The sequence below is a fragment of the Streptomyces sp. NPDC049813 genome (assembly GCF_044465085.1).
Lineage (GTDB): Bacteria > Actinomycetota > Actinomycetes > Streptomycetales > Streptomycetaceae > Streptomyces.
The window spans coordinates 125,504-145,462 of record NZ_JBITLI010000011.1; the positions used below are offsets into that span (position 1 = coordinate 125,504).

The 19,959-nt window shown below is 74.8% G+C and carries 19 protein-coding genes; 13 read left to right on the top strand and 6 right to left on the bottom strand.

Annotated features, from left to right (window positions below; translation table 11 throughout):
- Nucleotides 1-236: 236 nt before the first annotated feature.
- The 4 genes from ACIBW6_RS22605 (at nt 237) to ACIBW6_RS22620 (ending at nt 4,389) form a co-directional block, all read left to right on the top strand.
- Nucleotides 237-434 carry an acyl-CoA carboxylase epsilon subunit gene (locus tag ACIBW6_RS22605; protein ID WP_399062302.1) on the top strand — a complete coding sequence of 66 codons (198 nt, stop codon included), beginning with the start codon at nt 237-239 and terminating at the stop codon, nt 432-434.
- Between the two features lie 158 nt (nt 435-592).
- Entirely contained in the window at nt 593-2,152 is a 1,560-nt protein-coding gene (locus ACIBW6_RS22610) for an acyl-CoA carboxylase subunit beta (RefSeq protein ID WP_399062601.1), read from the top strand.
- Nucleotides 2,153-2,163: 11 nt separating this feature from the next.
- A complete protein-coding gene (locus tag ACIBW6_RS22615; RefSeq protein ID WP_399062304.1) occupies nt 2,164-2,787 on the top strand; it encodes a ScbR family autoregulator-binding transcription factor in 624 nt (207 codons plus the stop codon).
- Between the two features lie 762 nt (nt 2,788-3,549).
- Complete coding sequence (locus ACIBW6_RS22620; RefSeq protein WP_399062306.1) at nt 3,550-4,389, top strand: BTAD domain-containing putative transcriptional regulator; 840 nt, start codon at nt 3,550-3,552, stop codon at nt 4,387-4,389.
- Between the two features lie 222 nt (nt 4,390-4,611).
- On the opposite strand, the gene ACIBW6_RS22625 is transcribed toward ACIBW6_RS22620, so the two are convergent.
- From ACIBW6_RS22625 to ACIBW6_RS22640, 4 genes are all read right to left on the bottom strand, one after another.
- A complete protein-coding gene (locus ACIBW6_RS22625; RefSeq protein ID WP_399062307.1) occupies nt 4,612-5,853 on the bottom strand; it encodes a beta-ketoacyl synthase N-terminal-like domain-containing protein in 1,242 nt (413 codons plus the stop codon).
- Nucleotides 5,850-7,115 (bottom strand): beta-ketoacyl-[acyl-carrier-protein] synthase family protein, encoded by a 1,266-nt coding sequence (locus ACIBW6_RS22630; protein WP_399062310.1) that lies wholly within the window; start codon nt 7,113-7,115, stop codon nt 5,850-5,852. Before ACIBW6_RS22630 ends, ACIBW6_RS22625 begins: the two co-directional genes overlap by 4 nt.
- Nucleotides 7,112-7,894, bottom strand: coding sequence for a thioesterase II family protein (locus ACIBW6_RS22635; RefSeq protein WP_399062313.1), 783 nt, complete (start codon nt 7,892-7,894; stop codon nt 7,112-7,114). Before ACIBW6_RS22635 ends, ACIBW6_RS22630 begins: the two co-directional genes overlap by 4 nt.
- A gap of 219 nt (nt 7,895-8,113) precedes the next feature.
- A complete protein-coding gene (locus ACIBW6_RS22640; protein WP_399062315.1) occupies nt 8,114-8,935 on the bottom strand; it encodes a BTAD domain-containing putative transcriptional regulator in 822 nt (273 codons plus the stop codon).
- 344 nt (nt 8,936-9,279) lie between these two features.
- Between ACIBW6_RS22640 and ACIBW6_RS22645 the strand changes: the two genes are divergently transcribed.
- Nucleotides 9,280-10,467, top strand: coding sequence for a BTAD domain-containing putative transcriptional regulator (locus tag ACIBW6_RS22645; protein WP_399062317.1), 1,188 nt, complete (start codon nt 9,280-9,282; stop codon nt 10,465-10,467).
- Here the strand turns inward: ACIBW6_RS22645 and ACIBW6_RS22650 are convergent.
- Nucleotides 10,439-10,699: a hypothetical protein gene (locus ACIBW6_RS22650; protein ID WP_399062319.1), complete on the bottom strand. Its 261-nt coding sequence runs from the start codon at nt 10,697-10,699 to the stop codon at nt 10,439-10,441. The two genes, ACIBW6_RS22645 and ACIBW6_RS22650, sit on opposite strands and share 29 nt — an antisense overlap.
- 269 nt (nt 10,700-10,968) lie before the next feature.
- Between ACIBW6_RS22650 and ACIBW6_RS22655 the strand changes: the two genes are divergently transcribed.
- The 6 genes from ACIBW6_RS22655 (at nt 10,969) to ACIBW6_RS22680 (ending at nt 17,059) form a co-directional block, all read left to right on the top strand.
- The gene (locus ACIBW6_RS22655) at nt 10,969-11,922 is read left to right on the top strand and encodes an aromatase/cyclase (RefSeq protein WP_399062321.1); all 954 of its coding nucleotides are present in this window, start codon (nt 10,969-10,971) and stop codon (nt 11,920-11,922) included.
- Nucleotides 11,919-13,670, top strand: a complete 1,752-nt coding sequence (locus ACIBW6_RS22660; RefSeq protein WP_399062323.1) for an acyl-CoA dehydrogenase — start codon at nt 11,919-11,921, stop codon at nt 13,668-13,670. Before ACIBW6_RS22655 ends, ACIBW6_RS22660 begins: the two co-directional genes overlap by 4 nt.
- A gap of 89 nt (nt 13,671-13,759) precedes the next feature.
- A complete protein-coding gene (locus ACIBW6_RS22665; protein WP_399062325.1) occupies nt 13,760-14,602 on the top strand; it encodes a 4'-phosphopantetheinyl transferase family protein in 843 nt (280 codons plus the stop codon).
- Nucleotides 14,603-14,756: 154 nt separating this feature from the next.
- The gene (locus tag ACIBW6_RS22670; RefSeq protein WP_399062327.1) at nt 14,757-16,166 is read left to right on the top strand and encodes a condensation domain-containing protein; all 1,410 of its coding nucleotides are present in this window, start codon (nt 14,757-14,759) and stop codon (nt 16,164-16,166) included.
- Nucleotides 16,167-16,294: 128 nt separating this feature from the next.
- Entirely contained in the window at nt 16,295-16,453 is a 159-nt protein-coding gene (locus ACIBW6_RS22675) for a hypothetical protein (protein ID WP_399062329.1), read from the top strand.
- A 186-nt stretch (nt 16,454-16,639) separates the two neighbouring features.
- The gene (locus ACIBW6_RS22680) at nt 16,640-17,059 is read left to right on the top strand and encodes a pyridoxamine 5'-phosphate oxidase family protein (protein WP_399062331.1); all 420 of its coding nucleotides are present in this window, start codon (nt 16,640-16,642) and stop codon (nt 17,057-17,059) included.
- Between the two features lie 33 nt (nt 17,060-17,092).
- Here ACIBW6_RS22680 and ACIBW6_RS22685 read toward each other — a convergent pair whose 3' ends face one another.
- On the bottom strand, nt 17,093-17,527 hold the full coding sequence (locus ACIBW6_RS22685) for a nuclear transport factor 2 family protein (RefSeq protein ID WP_399062333.1): 435 nt from the start codon (nt 17,525-17,527) through the stop codon (nt 17,093-17,095).
- A gap of 219 nt (nt 17,528-17,746) precedes the next feature.
- Here ACIBW6_RS22685 and ACIBW6_RS22690 point away from each other — a divergent pair, with 219 nt between their 5' ends.
- Both ACIBW6_RS22690 and ACIBW6_RS22695 read left to right on the top strand, forming a co-directional pair.
- Nucleotides 17,747-19,204: an FAD-dependent monooxygenase gene (locus tag ACIBW6_RS22690; protein WP_399062335.1), complete on the top strand. Its 1,458-nt coding sequence runs from the start codon at nt 17,747-17,749 to the stop codon at nt 19,202-19,204.
- 50 nt (nt 19,205-19,254) lie between these two features.
- Nucleotides 19,255-19,953: an antibiotic biosynthesis monooxygenase family protein gene (locus ACIBW6_RS22695; protein WP_399062337.1), complete on the top strand. Its 699-nt coding sequence runs from the start codon at nt 19,255-19,257 to the stop codon at nt 19,951-19,953.
- Nucleotides 19,954-19,959: the final 6 nt, after the last annotated feature.

Here is a 19,959-nt window from a genome sequence, read left to right on the forward strand (position 1 = left end):
TATGCACGGGATTCGGAAGCTCGGACTCCGTAAGAACTGGCCGGTTCCCGCGCCCGGCGCGCTCCACCGCCGCTCGCGGCCGCGTCGAGCCCGGCTCGGGCCCCCGGGGCGACACCCTCGCGCGGGGCCCGTCGCGCCGGAGCCGGCCAGGACGGTTCCTCCAGCCCCTCCGGAGCGGTTCTCAAGTGCCGTGCCGGACGGTGGCGGCACGTCGCAGAAGCGGAGGGAGTCCGGATATGAGCAGCGCAGAGTCGGTCCTGCGGGTGGAGCGCGGCAGCGCGAGCCGCGAGGAGCTGGCCGCGGTCACCGTCGTGCTCCTCTCCGCTCTGGCGGCGCGTGCCGCCGACGGCGAGGACAGCGGACGGCCGCAGGTCCCGCAGTGGAGTCCGGAGCGCCCGGCCGGGACCTACCGGTCCCCCTACCACTGGCGTTGACCCGACAGATCGTTCGTCCGTGGCTGATTCAAAGCGTGCGGCGTGACCTGCGTATACAAACCATCCAGGCGGTTTGTTACTGTGGGGCAACATCGTTTTCGCCGCACCCGAGGGAGGGATACGCCGTGACCGTTGTGAATGACATGCCCCGGGTCCGCATGGACGCGTCCGGAGCCCGGGAGAGGGCGGCGGAGCTGGAGATGGTGCGGGGCGAGGCCCTGCGCGGACCCAGCGACAAGGCGACCGAGGCCCAGCACGCCAAAGGCAAGCTGACGGCGCGCGAGCGCATCGAACTGCTCCTGGACGGGGGGTCGTTCAAGGAGGTCGAGCAGTTGCGCCGGCACCGGGCGACCGGGTTCGGTCTGGAGGCGAAGAAGCCGTACACGGACGGTGTGATCACCGGCTGGGGCACGGTGGAGGGCCGGACGGTCTTCGTCTACGCGCACGACTTCCGGATCTTCGGCGGCGCGCTGGGCGAGGCTCACGCGACGAAGATCCACAAGATCATGGACATGGCCATCGCGGCGGGTGCGCCGCTGGTGTCGCTGAACGACGGTGCGGGCGCCCGCATCCAGGAGGGTGTCTCGGCGCTGGCCGGGTACGGCGGCATCTTCCAGCGCAACACGAAGGCCTCGGGTGTCATCCCGCAGATCAGCGTGATGCTGGGCCCGTGCGCGGGCGGCGCGGCCTACAGCCCGGCGCTGACCGACTTCGTGTTCATGGTCCGTGACACCTCGCAGATGTTCATCACCGGTCCGGACGTCGTCAAGGCGGTCACGGGTGAGGAGATCACGCAGAACGGGCTGGGCGGCGCGGACGTGCACGCCGAGACCAGCGGCGTCGCGCACTTCGCTTACGACGACGAGGAGACCTGCCTCGCCGAGGTCCGCTACCTCCTGTCGATGCTCCCGCAGAACAACCGCGAGTACCCGCCCTGCGTCCCGTGCACGGACCCGCAGACCCGGCGCTCCGACGTCCTGCTCGACCTGGTCCCGGCCGACGGCAACCGCCCGTACGACATGACCAAGGTCATCGAGGAACTGGTCGACGACGGGGAGTTCCTGGAGGTCCACGAGCGCTGGGCGCGCAACATCATCTGCGCCCTGGCCCGGGTCAACGGCCAGGTCGTCGGCATCGTCGCCAACCAGCCGCAGGCGCTCGCCGGCGTCCTGGACATCGAGGCGAGCGAGAAGGCCGCGCGCTTCGTGCAGCTCTGCGACGCCTTCAACATCCCGCTGCTCACCCTCCTGGACGTGCCGGGCTTCCTGCCGGGCGTCGACCAGGAGCACGGCGGCATCATCCGCCACGGCGCCAAGCTGCTCTACGCCTACTGCAACGCCACCGTGCCGCGCATCTCGCTCATCCTGCGCAAGGCCTACGGCGGCGCCTACATCGTCATGGACTCGCAGTCCATCGGCGCCGACCTCACCTACGCCTGGCCCACGAACGAGATCGCCGTGATGGGCGCCGAGGGCGCCGCCAACGTCATCTTCCGCCGCCAGATCGCCGCCGCGGACGACCCGGAGGCGATGCGGGAGCAGATGGTCAAGGAGTACAAGGCCGAGCTGATGCACCCCTACTACGCGGCCGAGCGCGGCCTGGTCGACGACGTGATCGACCCCGCCGAGACCCGTGAGGTGCTCAGCCGCTCGCTCGCCATGCTGCGCACCAAGCACGCCGACGTGCCGTCGCGCAAGCACGGCAATCCACCGCAGTGACGGAGTAGTTGATGGTCAAGCAGGAACGTGCGGCACGGACCCGGGAGACACTGATCCGGTCGGCGGCGGAGGTCTTCGTCCGGGACGGGTTCACCGGCGCGTCGCTCGCGGCGATCAGCACGCGGGCGGGCGTGAGCAGCGGGGCGCTGCACTTCCACTTCGCCAGCAAGGCGGCGCTCGCGGACGCGGTGGAGGAGTCGGCCGCACAGGAACTGCGCGAGATCGGGGCGCGGGAGGCCCGGGCCGGGGCGGGGGAGTTGCAGCACCTCGTCGACGTGACGCACGTCGTCGGCGGGCGGCTGCGCGAGGGCGCGGTGCTGCGCGCCGGGTTCGGCCTCAGCAGCGACGTCTCCCGGACCTCGCACACGGACGTACGGGCCCTGTGGCACGCCTGGGTGCAGGACGCGCTGCGCCGGGCGGCGGCGGGCGGGGAGCTGCGGGCCGGGGTCACCCCGGCCGCGGCCACGGCGGCGGTGGTCGCCGCGACCGTGGGCTTCGAGGCGCTGGGCTCGACGGACCTGTCCTGGCTCTCGCGCGCCACGCTCACCCAGTTCTGGCTGCTCCTGCTGCCCAACCTCGCGGAGTCGGCGCAGGGCGCCGCGCTCGAGGCCGCGGGGTGCACCGTCCCCCACTAGCGGCTCCGCCGGGGCAGGCGCTCGGCGGGGCCGGGGTGACACCCCGCGCACGGAGGCCCTCTCGTGGGCCCGGGCTGCCCAGCGGCGCCGGGCCGCCTTACGGCGCCGGGCCGCCTTACGGCGCCGGGCGACTTCATGGCGTCGATCTGTGCGACGGTGTCGGGCCGCCTCCCCGTGTCGGGCCGCCTCACGGTGTCGGGCCGCCTCCCCGTGTCGGGCCGCCTCACGGTGTCGGGCCGCCTCCCCGTGTCGGGCCGCCTCACGGTGTCGGGCCGCCTCACGGTGGCGGGCCCTGTGCGGCGTCGCGCCGCTCCACGGGGTCCGGCCCCGTACCGCGTCGCGCCGCTCCACGGTGTCGGGCCCCGTACCGCGTGCCCAGCAGCCCGGTTTCCGCGTGGCCGTCGGCCCCGGGCACCGGTCGCCGCATCCGTACCGACCCTGCGGTCTGTTTTTGCCCGGGATTCATGTCACCGTCGCCTTCCTGGCGACAGGGACAGCTGATTTTTCCTGCGGGCCGGACCGCCCGCGGTGGCGGAGATCCGACCGTCCGTGCTGGCGGCTCCTCGCGCCAAATCCCAGCTCAACACCGCCGGAGCGCCCGGTTCGCGCGGCACCGGCATCCCGCCGGACCCACGGTCGCCGTGGCTGAAGGGCGGCATCGGGAACGCTATGGACCCAGTCGAGGATTGACAAACCGACCGCGCTGTTTTTTTATTGGACGGTCGGACCGGCTCTGGCCCGGCACCACAGATGGGGGCGAACGTGGACGTCGAAGTGCTGGGCGCGCTGTCCGTGCGCGAGAACGGGATATCGGTCGTACCGACGGCTCCCAAGCCGCGGCAGGTCCTGGGGCTGCTGGCCCTCCACGCGGACCAGGTGGTCCCGGTGGCCGCGCTGGTCGACGAACTGTGGGGCGAGAACCCGCCGCGCAGCGCCCGCACCACGTTGCAGACGTACATCCTGCAGCTGCGCGAGCTGATCGGCATCGCGCTGGCCGCCGGTGAGAGCGAGCGGTGCACCGCCAAGGACATCCTCGCCACCGTCCCCGCCGGGTACCGCCTGGAGACCCGCGGCGGCCCGGTCGACTACCGGGAGTTCGAGCGGCGCGCCGGCATCGGCTACCGGGCCATGGACGCCGAGGACTACAGCGGCGCGGCCCGCCGGCTCGCGGACGCCCTCTCCCTGTGGAAGGGCGCCGCCCTCACCGACATCCGCGCCGGGAACCAGATCGACATGGAGATCCGGCGCCTGGAGGAGTCCCGGCTGTGCGCGCTCGCCCAGCGCATCGACGCCGACCTCTCCCTCGGCCGCCACCGCGAGCTGCTGCCGGAGTTGACCGTCCTCGTCAGCCGGCACCAGATGCACGAGAGCCTGCACGGCCAGTTCATGCTGGCCCTGCACCGCTCCGGGCGGCGCGGCGAGGCCCTCAGCGTCTACCAGCGGCTGCGCGCCACCCTCGTCTCCGAGCTGGGCCTGGAACCCTCGGCGCCGCTCAGCCGCCTCCAGCGCTCCATCCTGATGGCCCGCCCGGACGCTCTGACGCCCGCGGCGCCCGCCGCGGCCGCGCCCGGCAGCGAGCAGCTCGTCGGGCGGGCGCGCTGAGCCAGAAAGTTTCGCACGGCGCGGCCGGGGTCCTTGGGGGCCCCGGCCGCGCCGTGTCCCGAACCGGACCGAAGGACCGGCCATGACCGGCAAGGACCCCGACCAGTAAGGGCCTCCGCCCAGTAAGGGCCTCCGCCCAGTAAGGGCCCCCGCCCGGCCGTGACCCCGCCCGGCCGTGAACCCGCCCGGACATGCCCCCACCCGGCCCCGCCGCGCGGGCCCTCACGCGGGTTTCGGCACCGCCGTCACCACCGCCGCCGAGTTGAAGCCGCCCCGGCCGCGCGCCAGTACCAACACCGCCCGCAGGTCCGGCAGTTCACGCGGCGCGCCGGTGACGAGGTCGAGGCGGTACTCCGCCGGGAGCCGCCGGGTGCCGGTGGTGGGCGGCACGACCCGGTCCCGCAGCGAGAACAGCGCCGCGGCCAGATCCAGCGACGAACCGCCCGCGCCCAGCCGTCCCGTCATCGACTTGGGCGCCGTGACCGGCACCCCGTACGGGCCGAACAGCGCACACAGCGCGGCGGCCTCCGCGTCGTCGGCCGCCCGCAGACCGGCGCCGTCCGCGAACACCGCACCGATCCGGTCCGCCCCCAACCCGGCGTCCGCGAGCGCGAGTTCGGCCGCCTCCCGCAGCCGGGGCACCCCCGCCCCGTCGAACGTCGCCGCGCAGCCCGCGACCCGGCCGTAGCCGACGGCCCCGCGGCGCGCGGCCGCCGCCTCCTCCTCCACCACCAGCAGCGCCCCGCCCTCACCGACCGCGTGCCCGCACGCGTCGCGGTCGAAGGGGAGGTAGGCCCGCTCGGGGTCGGCGACCGTGCTCAGGCGCCCGTCGGCCAGATGGGCCGCCCAGGCCCACGGCGACAGCGTCGAGTCGACCCCGCCGGTCACCACGAGCTCCGCGCCCTCGCGGATCCACCGCCGGGAGCGGGCCAGCGCGTCGATGCCGCCCGCCTGCTCGCTGACGACGGCCGAGCCCGGTCCGCGCAGCGCGTGCCGGATGGAGATCTGCGCGGTGCCCGCCGCGTGGAAGCAGGCCACCGGGTGGTACGTGCTGACGCGCTGGGCGCCCTCGGCCCACAGCGCCGCGAGCCCCCGCTGGCCGAACTCCGTGCCGCCCGCCGAACTCGCGGTGACCACCCCGGCGCCGTACTCGGCCAGCGCGCCCGGATCGGCCCCCGAGTCGCCCAGCGCCTCCTTCGCCACGGCCAGCGCGATGCGCGCGACCCGGTCCGTGGCGGGCAGCAGCCGGCTCGGCACGTGCTCCTCGTCGACAAAACCGGGCAGCTCGCCCGCGATCCGCACCGGATAGCCGGACGCGTCGAACCGGGTCAGCGGGCCGAGACCGCCGCGGCCCGCCAGCGTCGCCCGCCACCAGGCCGCGGCGCCCAGCCCGTTGGGCGCGGCGACCCCGATGCCGGTGACGACGGAGCGGCGCGGGCCCGCCGGGGTGCCCGCGGGGCTCACGCGGCCTCCTTCAGCCGGGGCCGGGCCAGCACGGTCGCGCTGTGGAAGCCGCCGAACCCGCTGGCGACGGTGAGGACCGTGCCGGTGCGGTGCGGGCGCGCGAACAGCGGCGTGTAGTCGAGGTCGCAGGTCGGGTCGGGCTGGTGCAGATTGGCGGTCGGCGGGATCGTGTCGTGCTGGATCGCCAGCGCCCCGGCCACCACGTCCAGCGCCCCGGCCGCGCCCAGGGCGTGCCCGATCATCGACTTGATGGAGCTGATCGGGACGCGGCGGGCGTGCTCGCCCAGGCCCGCCTTGAACGCGTGGGTCTCGTGCCGGTCGTTCTGCCGGGTCCCGGCGCCGTGCGCGCTGATGTAGTCGACGTCGACCGGGTTCAGCCGGGCGGCGTCCAGCGCGACGCGGATCGCGTGCGCCATCTCCGGGCCGCCCGGGCGCAGCCCCGTCATGTGGTGGGCGCTGCTGTGCCCGGCGAAACCGGCGAGCTCCGCGTAGGCGCGGGCGCCGCGGCGGCGCGCGTGCTCGAACTTCTCCAGGACCACGAAGGCCGCGCCCTCGCCGAGCACGAACCCGTCGCGGGTGCGGTCGAAGGGGCGCGAGGCGGTGCCCGGTTCGTCGTTGCGGGGGCTGGTGATGCGCAGCCGGTCGAAGCTCGCCATGGTGATCGGGGAGATCGGGGCCTCCGTCGCCCCGGCGACGACGATGTCGGCGCCGCCCTCCCGCAGTAACTCCGCGCCGTGCCCGATGGCGTCCAGGCCGGACGTGCAGCCGCTGGAGACCAGCGCGACCGACCCCTGCGCGCCGCAGTCCCGGGCCACCGTCGCCGCCAGCGAGCTGGGCACCAGGTAGTCGTAGAGGGACGCGGACGCGAGGGCGTGGTCCACCGCCCAGTCCTTGCCGCAGTCGCTGAGCAGCGCGTACTGGGTGGCCAGGTTGGTGGTGCAGCCGACCGCGGTCCCCAGGCTCACCCCCAGGCGCAGCGGATCGACGGCGCCGGCGAACCCGCTGTCGGCGATCGCCTCGCGCGCGCCGACCAGGGCGAACTGGGCGGCCCTGTCGAGGCGTTCGGTGTCGTCGGCGGTGAAGCCGTGCGCCGCCGGATCGAAGTCGACCTCGGCGGCGATCCGGGAGCGGTGGTGGGTCGCGTCGAAGAGGGTGATGCGGCGCGTCGCGGTGCGGCCCGCCGTCAGCAGCTCCCAGAAGGCGGTGGTGCCCACGGCGCCGGGCGCCACGACGCCCACGCCGGTGATCAGTACGCGCTTCACCGGGCGCTCCTCGCCGGCCCGGCCACCGCGTGCTCCACGCAGGCGCGCCCGACCAGGGCGGGCAGTTCGCGCGAGCCCGCGAAGAAATGGTCCCCGGCGACGGTGTGCCGCACGATCGGGCCCGCGGCCCACTGCTGCCAGTGCCGCAGCGCCTCCGGCGCGGCCAGCGGGTCGTCGCGGCCCCCGAAGACCAGGACCGGGCAGCGCACCGGGCCGCCGAGCGCGGGGTCGAGGGCGGCGGCGCGCAAGGAGGCGGCCAGCCGCAGGTCGTCCCGGAGCACCGGCAGGACGCTGCGCCGCCACAGTCCGCCGGGGGAGGCGCTCTGCCCGCGCGGCACCGAACCCAGCTGGTCCAGGTAGGGCAGCAGCTCCTCCTCGGGCAGCTCCGCGGCCGCGACCAGCTCGGTCGCCACGTGCGGCGGCAGGCAGGCGCCGACCGCGAGGAAGAGCGGGGCCGGCGCGCCCGCGGCGGCCAGCGCGCGGGTGAGCGTATAGGCGACGAGCGCGCCCAGGCTGTGCCCGTACAGGGCGTACGGGCCCTGGTCCGCGGTGGCCAGCAGCTTCGGGAGCAGATCGGCGAGCAGCTGCTCGCGGTCGGTGACCCGGGGTTCGCGCCGCCGGCTGTCCCGGCCCGGCAGCGGGTGGGCGAGCACGTCGACGCGCGGGTCCACCAGATCGGGCCAGCGCCGGTAGCTCGTGACGCCCGCCCCCGCGTGCGCCAGGCAGTGCAGCGTGATCCGCCCCGGCCCCGCGCTCACGACCTCCGTCCGGGAAGCCATCCGACACCCTCCTGTAGGTGGTGCGGCACGCCGGGCACCGGCCCGCGGCCCCGCGGGACCCGGCGGCGCACCTGGCATGCGCGTCTGCTCCCCGGAGCCTGACCGCCGCCGCTCGTGCGCCGCTCGACCCGGACTCCGGGCCCGCGCCCGGCGCCCATGACCACGGCAGGATCCTCAGGACAGCCCCGTCCCGCTCAGTCCTCAGGACCCGGCCGGCTCTTATGCCGCGTACAGGTCGAAGGTCGAGGACCGGCGCGGGCCCGCGGTGACGTCCAGGCGCGGGTCGACGGCGAGCATCGCCTGGTGCATGCGCTGGAGCTGCGGGGACGGCTCGACCCCGAGGTCGTCGATGAGGCGCTGGCGCAGCCGGCGGTAGACGTCCAGGGCGCCCGCCTGCCGGCCCGAGCGGTAGAGCGCGACCATGGCCTGCGAGTGCAGCCCCTCGTGCTGCGGGTGACGGGCGACCAGATCGGTCAGTTCCGCGATGAGTTCGACGTGCCGGCCCAGGCGCAGGTCCGCGTCGATCCGGCGCTCCCGGGCGACCAGCCGGCTCTGCTCCAGGCGCATCACCTCGATGTCCAGGATCGGCCCGACCCGCACGTCCACCAGGGCGGGGCCCTCCCACAGGTCGAGCGCCTCGCGCAGCAGCGACGCCGCGCGCAGGTCCTCGCCGTCCTCGAAGGCCTGCCGCCCGTCGGCCACCAGCCGCTCGTAGCGGAACACGTCGACGGCCTCGGCCGGGATCTGCAGGAGGTAGCCGCCGTACCGGGTGGCGAGCACGTCCTTGGCCGCGCCGGGGACGTCCGGGCCCATCGCGGTGCCGAGCATGCGGCGCAGTTGGAGGATGTAGGTCTGCAGGGTGGTCAGCGAACTCTGCGGCAGATTGGTGCCCCAGACCTCTTCCATCAGCGTCGGTACCGGGACGACCCGGCCCGGGTACAGGGAGAGCAGGGCGAGGATCTGGCGGGGCTTGCCCGCGGTCGGAACGATCGAGATTCCGTTCACTTCCGCATGCAGCGCACCCAGCAGTTTTATGATCATTGTTTCCTCCGTACCGTTTCTTTCAGGCCATCGGTTCAGAGCGGTGTCGAGCGTTCAGATACTGTCTTGTCTTTCGCGGTGATGTCACCCTGGTGAGATGGTTGCGAGAGGGACTATTGGCTCCATTAAGGGAAATGCGACCCGCGTTCTAGTGGGGCTCCAGTGTTCTCCCGCGACGACTTCGGGGCCCGCGCACCCGGCCCGTATTTCCCTGGAGCGCGGCTGGAGAGAACGAGGGGGCCGGCTCGGGAATTGCGGAGTCCTCGCGGGCGGCGACTAACATTCGCGAGATCTTCGAATTTCTCTGGGGCGAGGACGAGATGGAGTTCCGGATTCTGGGGCCGATGCAGATCTACGACGCCGCCGCCGATCTGCGCATCGTCCCCACGGGCGCCAAGCAGCGGGCCCTGTTCGGCGCGCTCGTGGTGCGCGCGGGCCACGTCGTGCCCCAGGACCGCCTCGTCGACGAGCTGTGGGGCGAGCACCCCCCGGCCAACGCCGCCAACGCCCTCCAGGCCCATGTCGCCCGGCTGCGCCGGCTGCTCCCGGTCCCCGCGCCCGGCTCGGGCGAGGCGCACCACGAATGGCTCGTGACCCGGCCCACCGGGTACGCCCTGCACCTGGGCCGGGCCGGCACGGACGCCCGCCGCTTCGCGGAGCTGGCCGCCGAGGGGCGGGCCCTGGGCCCCGCCGAACCGGCCCGCTCGGCCGACGTGCTGCGTCGCGCCCTGGCCCTGTGGCGCGGCGCCGCACTGGAGGGCGCCGGGCGCGGCGCCCTGTGCACGGCCGAGGCCGCGCTGCTGGAGGAGGGCCGGCTCGGCGCGCTGGAGGCGCTGTACGAGGCGTGCCTGAGCGTGGGCGAGGACCGCCGGATCGCCGCCGAACTCGCCGAACTGACCGCCGCGCATCCCCTGCGGGAGCGGTTCTACGAGTTGCTGGTCACCGCCCTGTACCGGTGCGGGCGGCAGGCCGAGGCCCTGGCCACGTACGAGCGCGCGGAGCACCGGCTCGCCCAGGACCTGGGCATCGGCCCCGGCCCCGCCCTGCGCCGCGCCCGCGAGGCGATCCTGGGCCGCCAGGAGCCCGCCGGGTCCGGCGCGGGTGCCGGTGCCGGTGCCGGGCCCGGGACCCGGGACGGGGGTGGGGAGGTGCGGCTGCTGCGGGAGGAGATCGGCCGGCTGCGCGGCGAGGTGGAGCGGCTCACCCAGGAGCAGCGGGAACTACGCGGCCGCCTGGACCGGCTCGACCGGCAGGACAGCGTCGGGCGCTTGGACCGGCCGGTCATGCGGGACAGCCTGGACCGGCTCGACCGGCAGGACAGCGCCGGGCGCTTGGACCGGTCGGCCATGCGGGACAGCCTGGACCGGCTCGACCGGCAGGACAGCGCCGGGCGCCTGGACCGGCTCACCGCGCGGGACCGCCCGGCGCGGCCCGAGCAGCCCGACTGCCCGGACCGCCTGAACCGGCGGGACCGCCCGGAGCGGCCCGACCCGCTCGACCCGCTCACGCCGCCGGCAGCCGCCGGGTTCTGACCTGGGGCGCGTCGGTCACGGCCGGCACCCTCGTCGTCGTCACGGAGCCCGGGCCGGTCGCGGAGCCCGCGCCCGTGTCCCGCGCCGCGCCCGCGTCCCCCGGAACCCCCGTCTCCGTGCCCAGGCCCCCGACCCCGGGCAGCAGCCCCGCCGCGGTCAGCCCGGACCACAGGCTGCTCACGCACCACTGCGGGATGAATCCGTCGTCCACCGTCACCGACACCGCCGTCACCCCGTCCCGCTCCCGTTTTCCGTTCCCGCGTGCTCACGTCGCCACGACCGTGCGAGCGCGCGCCGGAGGAACGGACGAGGACCGGCGGAGCCCGGCTGGGGCCCGGAGCGGGGGCGGGGCGCTCCAGCGGCGCCCGAGCGCGGCCCGTGCCGATCCCGAGTGTTTCCGGACACGATCGGCAGCCCGGCGGACAAGAGCGGCCACAACCCTGCGAACGGGACGGACCGGGCCGCGCTGTGTGCCGCTTCGGACGAGGAAGGGGCGTGAGCATGGCTCGTACGCGAGAGCACCGCGTGGTTTCGGAGGTGACGGCGGCGGCCCCCGCCGGCGTGCTGTACGGACTCATCGCGGACGCCACCCGGTGGCCGCTGTTCGTCCAGCCCTGCCTCCACGTCGAACAGCTCGACTTCGACGGCACCCACGAGCGGCTGCGGCTGTGGGCCATGGCGGGCGACCGGATCACCTCCTGGATCACCCACCGCGACCTGGACGTGGGGCGGCGGCGCGTGGAGTTCCGCCAGGAACTGACCGCCGCGCCGGTGGAGTCGATGACCGGCGTGTGGACGGTGCGGCCGCTGGGCGACCGCTGCCGCGTGACGCTGGAGCACACCTTCACCGTCACCGACGACCTGCCCGCCCACGTGGCCTGGGCCGAACAGGTCACCCGCGCCAACAGCAAGGCGCAGCTGGAGCGGCTCGCCTGGCTCGGCGAGCAGTGGGCGGGCCTGGACGAACTGGTGCTGTCCTTCGAGAACAGCGTGCGGTTCAAGGGCCCCGCCGAGGTGGCCTTCGACTTCCTCTACCGGGCCGAGGACTGGCCCGTACGGCTGCCGCACGTGCGCGGGCTGCACGTCACGGAGAGCACCCCGGGCGTGCAGACGATGACGATGGACAGCTTCACCGCCGACGGCACCGCCCACCGCACCGAGTCGGTGCGGATCTGCTTCCCCGCCGCGGGCCGCCTCGTCTACAAGCAGACCAGGGCCGCGGGCCTGATGACGGCGCACACCGGCGAGTGGTCCGTCGTCCCCGACGAGAGCGGCGTCACCCTCAGCGCCCGGCACGACGTGCTGCTCCACCAGGACAGGGTCACCGACGTGCTGGGCCCGGGCGCCACCCTGGAGGACGCCGCCCAGTACGTCCGCGACGAACTCGGCCGCGCCTCGCTGCTGGTCCTGACCCACGCGGAGCGGTTCGCCGCCCGCGCGGTGCGGGTCCTGTGACCGCCGTCCTCGCGGGCGCGACGGGCGCCGGGCCCGGGGCGCCCCCGGGCGCGGAGCCCGCCCGCGCCGCCGCGCTGGAGGCGGCCCTCGGCGACCCCTTCGAGGCGGCCAACCCGCACGGCTACCAGGCGCTGCTGCGGGCCGACGAGGACCGCGCCGTCGCCGAGGTCACCGAGGCGCTGCTTGCGGACGCCGGGCTCGCCGCCGAGTTCGTCCCGCACGACCTCGGCGGCGGCCTCACCGACCTGGAACGCCTGGCCCGCGTACTGCGCCCCGTCTTCCGCCGCGACCTGGCCCTCGGCTACGGCTTCGGCATCACCTCGCTCTTCGCCGCCTCCTCGGTGTGGACCGCGGGCGACGACGCGCAGCGCCGCACCCTGGCCCGCGGACTGCTCGCCGGCGGCCGCGTCTCGATCGTGCACCGCGAGGTCGCGCACGCCAACGCGATCCTGCGCAACGAACTGCGCGCCACCCCCGCCCCCGGCGGCGGCTTCCTGCTGAACGGCCGCAAGGACGCCGTCATCAACGCCGACCGCACCGACACCTTCGTCGCCTACGCCCGTACGTCCGCCCAGGCCGGTCCGGACAGCCACTCGGTGCTGCTGCTCGGCCCGGGGCCGGCCGCGGCCGGCACGGTGCGCAGGGGAGCGCGGGTGGAGACGCCCGGCATGCGCGGCGCCCGGTTCACCGGGATCGAGTTCGACGCGGTGCCGCTGGGCGCCGACGCCCTGGTCGGGCGGCTGGGCGAGGGCGTCTCGCTGGCCCTGCGCAGCTTCCAGATCAGCCACTGCCTGATCCCGGGCACGGTGCTGGCCGCCGTCGGCAGCGTGCTGCGCCAGGCCGCGCGGGCGGCGACCGAGGGCCGGGCGGGCGGGCGGCCCGCCCGGCGCTGGCACCGGACCCTGGCCGGGGTCTTCGCGGACCTGCTGGCCTGCGACGCCATGGCCGTCACCGGCCTGCGCGCCCTGAGCCTGCTGCCCCAGCAGGCCTACCTGCTCGCGGCGGCCGTGAAGTACACCATGCCGGACCTGCTGCGCGAGGACCTGGAGGAGCTGAGCACCGTCCTCGGCGCCCGCGGCTACGACCGCGGCCCGCTCTACGGCAGCTTCCAGAAACTGGCCCGGGACCTGCCCGTCGCCGGCCTCGGGCACTCCGGTACGGCCGTCTGCCAGGCCGTGCTCGTGCCGCAGCTGCCCGCCCTGGCCCGCACCACCTGGTTCCGCGGCGCCGAACCGCCCCCGGAGCTGTTCCTGCCCGGCGGGCCGCTGCCGCCGTTCGACCCGCGCCGGCTCGCCCACGCCGGCACCGACGACCTGCTGACGGCGACGCTGGTGGGCGCGGCGGAGCGGCTGGCGCAGCGGCGCTCCGCCGGGCCGCTGCACGCCGCCCTCGCCGCGCTCACCGACACCTTCGTCGCGGAACTGCGCACCCTGCGCACCCGCTGCGCCGCCCTGCCCACCGCACCCGGCACCACCTTCGACCCGGTGGCCTGCGCCCTCGTCGACCGCTACGCCCTGGTCATGGCGGCGGCCGCGTGCGCCGGAGTGTACGAGGGCCAGGCGGGCGCGGACTCCTTCCTGGCGGACCCGGCCTGGGCGGTACTGGCCCTGAGCCGGATCGCCCGCCGGCTCGGCGCCCCCGTACCGGAGCTCCCGGCCGAGGCACAGGGAGCCGTCCTGGACGAGGTGCTCGGCCGCTGCCGCGAGGGCCTCAGCCTCGACCTGTACGGGACGCCGGTCGCGGGTTAGGGACACGAGGGGCGCCGGGAGCGCGGGGCGGCCGGCCATTGGGCGGCCGCCCGCAGGTCGGGACGGACGAGAACGCGGGAGACGACGACATGGACCGGGTGAGATGTGCTCCACCCCTGCACGTGCCACGGCCGGCCGGGCCCTGGAAGGGGGTCCGCGAGAACCTGGCGCACCTGGGCAACGCGCTGGTGTACACGACCTGGAGCGAATGGCTGCCCAGCGTGCTCACCCACCCGCGGCTGCGCGAGCTGCTCGGCCAGGACTGGGACCGCTACCGCCGCACCCCCGACCCGGCGGTGCGGCACCGGTTCGCCGCGGCCCGGCTGCTCATCAAGCACACCGCGGGCGCGGCCCTGGACACCGCGCCCGACCACCTCGACCTCGCCTACCGGCTGGGCGGCCGGCCCTACCTGCGCGGCCTCGACCAGATCGACCTGAGCCTGACCCACACCGGTGACGTGATCGCGGTCGGGATCAGCCGCACCGGCCGGATCGGCGTGGACATCGAGTTCGCCGACCGGTTCGTCCGCCTGGACCTGCTGGAGAGCCGCATCCTCACCCCCGCCGAGGCCGCGGAGCTGGCCGGGCTCGGCGCGCGGGAACGCACCGAGCGGACCCTGCGGCTGTGGACGCTGAAGGAGGCCTACAGCAAGGCGCTCGGCCAGGGGCTGCGCCTGGGCTTCCGGGAGTTCGGTTTCAGCCGCGGCGGCACCCTGCTCGCCCCCGACGGCAGCGCGGCCAGCCGCGGCGAATGGGGCTTCGCCACCCACTCGGTCCTGGACCGCTACCTGCTCAGCGCCGCCTGCCACGACGCCGGGCTCTCCACGGCGGGCGACACCTCGGTGGGCACCATGCTCGACCCCGGCTTCCTGTCGGTGATGACCCAGGTCGCGCAGCCGGCCCCCGGTTCCCCGCCCGAGCCCACGACCTGACGCTCCGGCCGCCGCCCACGCCCCCGCGAGGCGGCGTCGAGCCGCGTCAGGGCGGTGTCAGTCCCGTGTCGGCGGGCCCCTGCAGGATGGGCCCGGGAGCCACGCGCCCCGGGTCCGCCGCTCCCCGGGCCCGACTCCGAGGAGGGACCGAGCCATGGCGAGGCAGAGCCGCCGCCGTGCGCGGATCCGCGCCGGCCGGAGCCCCGCGACGTCCCCACGCGTCCCGCCGCCCCTGGTGCCCGTGCCCGCGCAGCAGCGCGCCGTCCTGCTCGACGCGCAGGGCGACCGGCACAGCGGGCGCCACGTCGAGCAGGTCTGGTGGAGCTGGCACGGCGCCCTGGACCTGGAGCGGTTCACCGCCGCGTGGCACTCCGTCGCCGACCGGGAGTCCGTGCTGCGCGCCGCCTTCGAGGGCGAGCCGCTGCCCCGCGTCGTCTTCAGCGCCCAGGCCCGCGTCGAGGTCGTCCGGCACCGCGCCGGCACCGTCGACTGGGACGACCTGCTCGCCGCCGACCGGCTGCGCGGCTTCGACGTGACCCGGCCCTGCCCGCTGCGCGTCACCGTCGTCGAAGGACCGGTCAGCAGCCGGGTCCTGCTCACCTTCCACCACGGGCTCCTGGACGCCTGGAGCGTCTTCGTCCTGCTCGACGAGTTCGGCCGCGCCTACCTCGCCGACGGCACCCTGCCCGGCGGCGAACGCCGTCCCGACCTGCGCGACTGGACCCGCTGGCGCACCGAGCAGGACACCGCGGCGGCCCGCGAGTTCTTCGGCCGGACGCTGCCCGCGGGCCCGGCCGCAGTCCTTCCCGGCCGGCCAGGACCCCGCCCCGCGCACGGCGGCTGCGGCCGGGCCGAGACCCGGCTGAGCACCCAGCAGGCCGACCGGCTGCGGCAGTGGGCCGCGGGCCAGGCGCTGCCCGAGTCGAGCGTGCTGCACGCCGTGTGGGCGCTGCTGCTGTACCGCGCCGCGGACGTCAGCGGCGCCGCCGCCGTCCGCTTCGGGGTCACCGTCTCGGGGCGCGGCATCGCCCTGGACGCGGCGGAGCGGCTGGTGGGGCCGGTGCGCACCTGTCTGCCCGCCGCCGTGCGCGTGGACCCCGGGGACCCGGTGGCGCACCTGTTCGCGACCCTGCGCGACCAGGCCCTGGACCTGGCCGCCTACGAGTGGCTGTCCACCGCGCAGATCAGCGAGTGGAGCGAGGCCGCCGACGCCGTCCTGCCGGACAGCGTCGTCTCGGTGGAGGCTGGCGCCCGCCCCCGGCCGGACCTGCGGGCCGCGCTCGCCGAGGCCGGGGTCCGGTTCGGCGCCCCGCACTCCACCGGCGCGCACACCCTGCTGTCCGTCGCCCTGCTGGCCCGGCACGCCCGGGACGGCTCGCTGACGCTGGCCGCGCTGCACGACCGGTCCCGGATCACCGACGACGACGCGCGGCTGCTGCTCGCCCAGTGCTGCCGGCTGCTGCGCCGGCTGCCCTCCCTGGGCGGGACGGAGACCGTCGCCGAGGTGCTGGCCGTGCTCGGCGCGGACCCGGCACCCCGCGTCGGCCCACCGCCCGGCGGATGAGGCCCGCCCGCGCCCCGGCCCCCGGGCCCGCCGCCTCCGCCCGGGCTCGACAGCGCGTCGACCGGGTCCCGAGCGTTCGTTGACACGCTGGAGAGATCAACCACGGATCGACCACGAGGGGGCGCCCCATGCAGGAACGCGCGGACATCTTGCGGCGGATCGGGTTCCGGGAGATCGACATGGCGGTGTTCGGGCTGGTCCCGGTGGGAGCGCCGCCGCTGCGCCTGGCCGGGGCCGACGAGAACGACGACGAGGACGAGCCCGCCATCGTGCGCGGCATCGACTGAGCGCCGCGCCCGGCCCGTACGCCCGCACCCGGAGAACCGCACCCGTACGCACACGCCCGCACCGCCCGCTCGCGGGGGTCCCGAGCCCGGCTCGAGGCCCCCGCGAGAAGGCGGTGCGATGCTGCCGGGACCGCGCCCGTACGGCTGCCGCCCGGGTCGCGCCCCCGGACGTGAGGATGCACACCGATGTCGCTGCCGCAGCAGAAGAAGGCCGCCCCGGCGGTGTCCGGCGCGGTCGAGACCTTTCTGAACGACGCGAACCACGTCGCGGCCTTCACCACGGTCAGGCCCGACGGGACCCTGCACGTGGCGCCGGTGCGCTTCACGTGGCAGGCGTCGTCCGGGCTCGCGCGGGTGCTGACCACCGCCGCCTCCCGCAAGGCCCGCAACCTGCTGGCCGCGCCGGGCGGCCGGGTCGCCCTGTGCCAGGTGGACGGCTTCGCCTGGACCACCCTCGAAGGCACCGCCACCGTCGTCACCGACCCCGCCCGGGTCGCCCTCGGCGCCCAGCTGTACGCCAAGCGCTACTGGTCGGCGCCGCCCGCCCCCGCCGACCGCGTCGTCATCGAGATCGCGGTCGAGCGGGTGCTGAGCCTCAACGTCTGAGCAGGGCGGCCGGGCGCGGCCGCGCCGGGCGGCTCAGGCCTTCGGCGGCGGCGAACCCTGCGCCCACAGCAGGCGGAACGAGAGCCGCGACAGGCGCCAGCCGGCCTCGGTGTGACGCGCCTCGCCGTCCACGAACGTGCCGGTCGTGAAGAGCGGCGGCAGCTCGCCCACGGGCTGCGCGTGGTGCGCGTGGTGCACGTGCGTGGAGATCAGGTTGGCCCGCAGGGTGGCCCGGCCCCCGTCCTGCTCCACGACCGCCCGGCTGCCGTGGTGCTGCGTGACGGCGAACGCCGACAGCGCCGCCGCGTGGTACTCCGCCATCCCCTCGGCGCCCACGTGTTCACTCATGGGGAAGACGACGGCCGCGTCCCGCGTGAACAGGCTCCGCGCCCAGGCGTCGTCCAGCTCCTCGTCGTCGAGCGTGACGAAATAGCGCGACAGCAGATCGGCGATGCCGGCACGGACCACGGCAGAATTCTCGATTCCGGTCCCGGATTCGGGCGCGAGATGAGTGGAAGTCATACTTGAGAATGGCGCGCCCCGGGCTTCGCGTGGCAAGAGTTCTGACAAAGATCTGACATGGCCGTCGTATTCTTGCCATTCCGTGCGGAAGACCTGTACTGAATGCTATTTACTGCGGTCGGGCGCCCTCTCGATACTGGCGGAACACCAGTGGGAAGAGGGCATATGAACATCTATGACGCCGACGTCATCGTGGTGGGAGCCGGTCCCACCGGACTGATGCTCGCGGGCGAACTGAGGCTGGGCGGAGTCTCGGTGCTCGTCCTTGACAGGCTCGCCGAGCCCATTCAGCAGTCCCGCGCCCTCGGTTTCTCGGCGCGCACCATCGAGGAATTCGACCAGCGCGGCCTCCTCGGCCGGTTCGGCGAGGTCGGGACCATTCCGGTGGGGCACTTCGGCGGCGTGCCGCTCGACTACCAGATCATCGAGGGCGGCTCGTTCGGCGCCCGCGGCATCCCGCAGGCCCGCACCGAGGGCGTCCTCGGCGGCTGGGCCCGGGAGCTGGGCGCCGAGATACGCCGCGGCGCCGAGGTCACCGGGGTGGAGCAGGACGACGACGGGGTGAGCGTCCTGGTCAAGGACGCCGCCGCGCCGCTGCGCGCCCGGTACGTGGTGGGCTGCGACGGCGGCCGCAGCGTCGTGCGCACCGCCGCCGGCATCGACTTCCCCGGCACCGCGCCCACCATCGAGCTGCGCTTCGCGGACATCTCCGGGGTCCGGCTGCGCCCGCGCTTCAGCGGCGAGAGCGTCCCCGGCGGCCTGGTCATGGTGATGCCGCTCGGTCCCGACCGCAGCCGCATCATCTACTACGACCGCGCCGAGCCGCTGCGCAAGAGCCCCGACCCGATCACCTTCGAGGAGGTCGCCGAGGCGTTCCAGCGGCTGTCCGGCGACGACCTCACCGGGGCGGTGCCGCTGTGGGTGTCGTCCACCACCGACGTCAGCCGGCAGGCCGTCAGCTACCGCGCGGGCCGCGTCCTGGTGGCCGGCGACGCCGCCCACATCCACCTGCCGATCGGCGCGCAGGGGATGAGCGCGGGCGTGCAGGACGCCGTCAACCTCGGCTGGAAGCTGGCCCTTGAGGTCAAGGGGCAGGCGCCCGAGGGGTTGCTCGACACCTACCACTCCGAGCGCCACCCGGCCGGCGCCCGCATCCTGATGAACACCCTCGCCCAGCGCACCCTCTACCTGGGCGGCGACGAGGTCGCCCCGATGCGCGAGCTCTTCGGCGAACTGGTCCAGGGCCACGAGTCGGTCCGCCGCCACCTCGCGGGCATGGTCACCGGCCTCGACATCCGCCACGACGTCGGCGGCGAGGACCACCCGCTGCTCGGCCGGCGGCTGCCGGAGCGGGAGCTGGTCGTCGACGGCGAGAAGGTCTCCAGCACCGGCCTGCTCCACTCCGGCCGCGCCGTCCTGCTCGACCTGGGCGGCGGCCTGCGGGAGAGCGCCGCCGGCTGGCGCGACCGGATCGACGTGGTCGCCGCCGAGTTCGACTGCGACGTCCCCGTCGACGGCATCCTCGTGCGCCCCGACGGCTACGTCGCCTGGGTCGCCCCCACCGGCGCGGGCGCGGACGGCCTGCGAGCCGCCCTCACCCGCTGGTTCGGCCCCGCCGCCTGAGGCGAGCCGCAGCCCCACCCCGTACCTCAAACAGGAAGCGAAGGAAAACCATGCCCACCGTCTCCGTCGACGCCAAGCACCTCACCGTCCTCAACCTCTTCACCACCGACGCGCCCGAGAAGCAGGACTCCCTGATCCAGGAGATGACGAAGATCGTCAACGCGGCGACCTACGAGGGCTGGATGTCCTCCACGGTCCACGCCGGCGTCGAGAGCCCGGGCACGGCCAACTTCATCCAGTGGCGCAGCGGCGAGGACCTGGAGAAGCGGTACGCGGGCGAGGAGTTCAAGCACCGCACGCTGCCGGTCTTCGGCGAGATCACCACCTCGATCCGGCTGCTGCAGAACGAGGTCGTCTGGACCCTCACCAGCGAGGGCCCCAACACCGACCTGACGATCTGCCCCAAGCGCGGCAACTACACCGTCATCACCATCTACAAGGTCGACGCGAGCAACCAGGACGAGCTGATCGACGCGCTCGGCCCGGGCCAGGCCGGCATGCAGGACGCCCCCGGCTTCCGCGGCCACATCGTCCTCAAGGGCCTGCGCGCCCGCGGCCTGGACGGCTCCTTCGTCGTCTCCTACCAGCAGTGGGAGAACAAGGAGATCTACGACGGCCACGTCGCGCTGGCCGAGGAGAAGTGGCCGGAGGGCCGCAAGAAGGCCCAGGCCCGCATCGACGCCGTCGCCCTGGACGTCGACTCCAACACCTACGAGGTCGTGCTGACGCGGGCCGCCGGCGACGAGTGAGGCCGC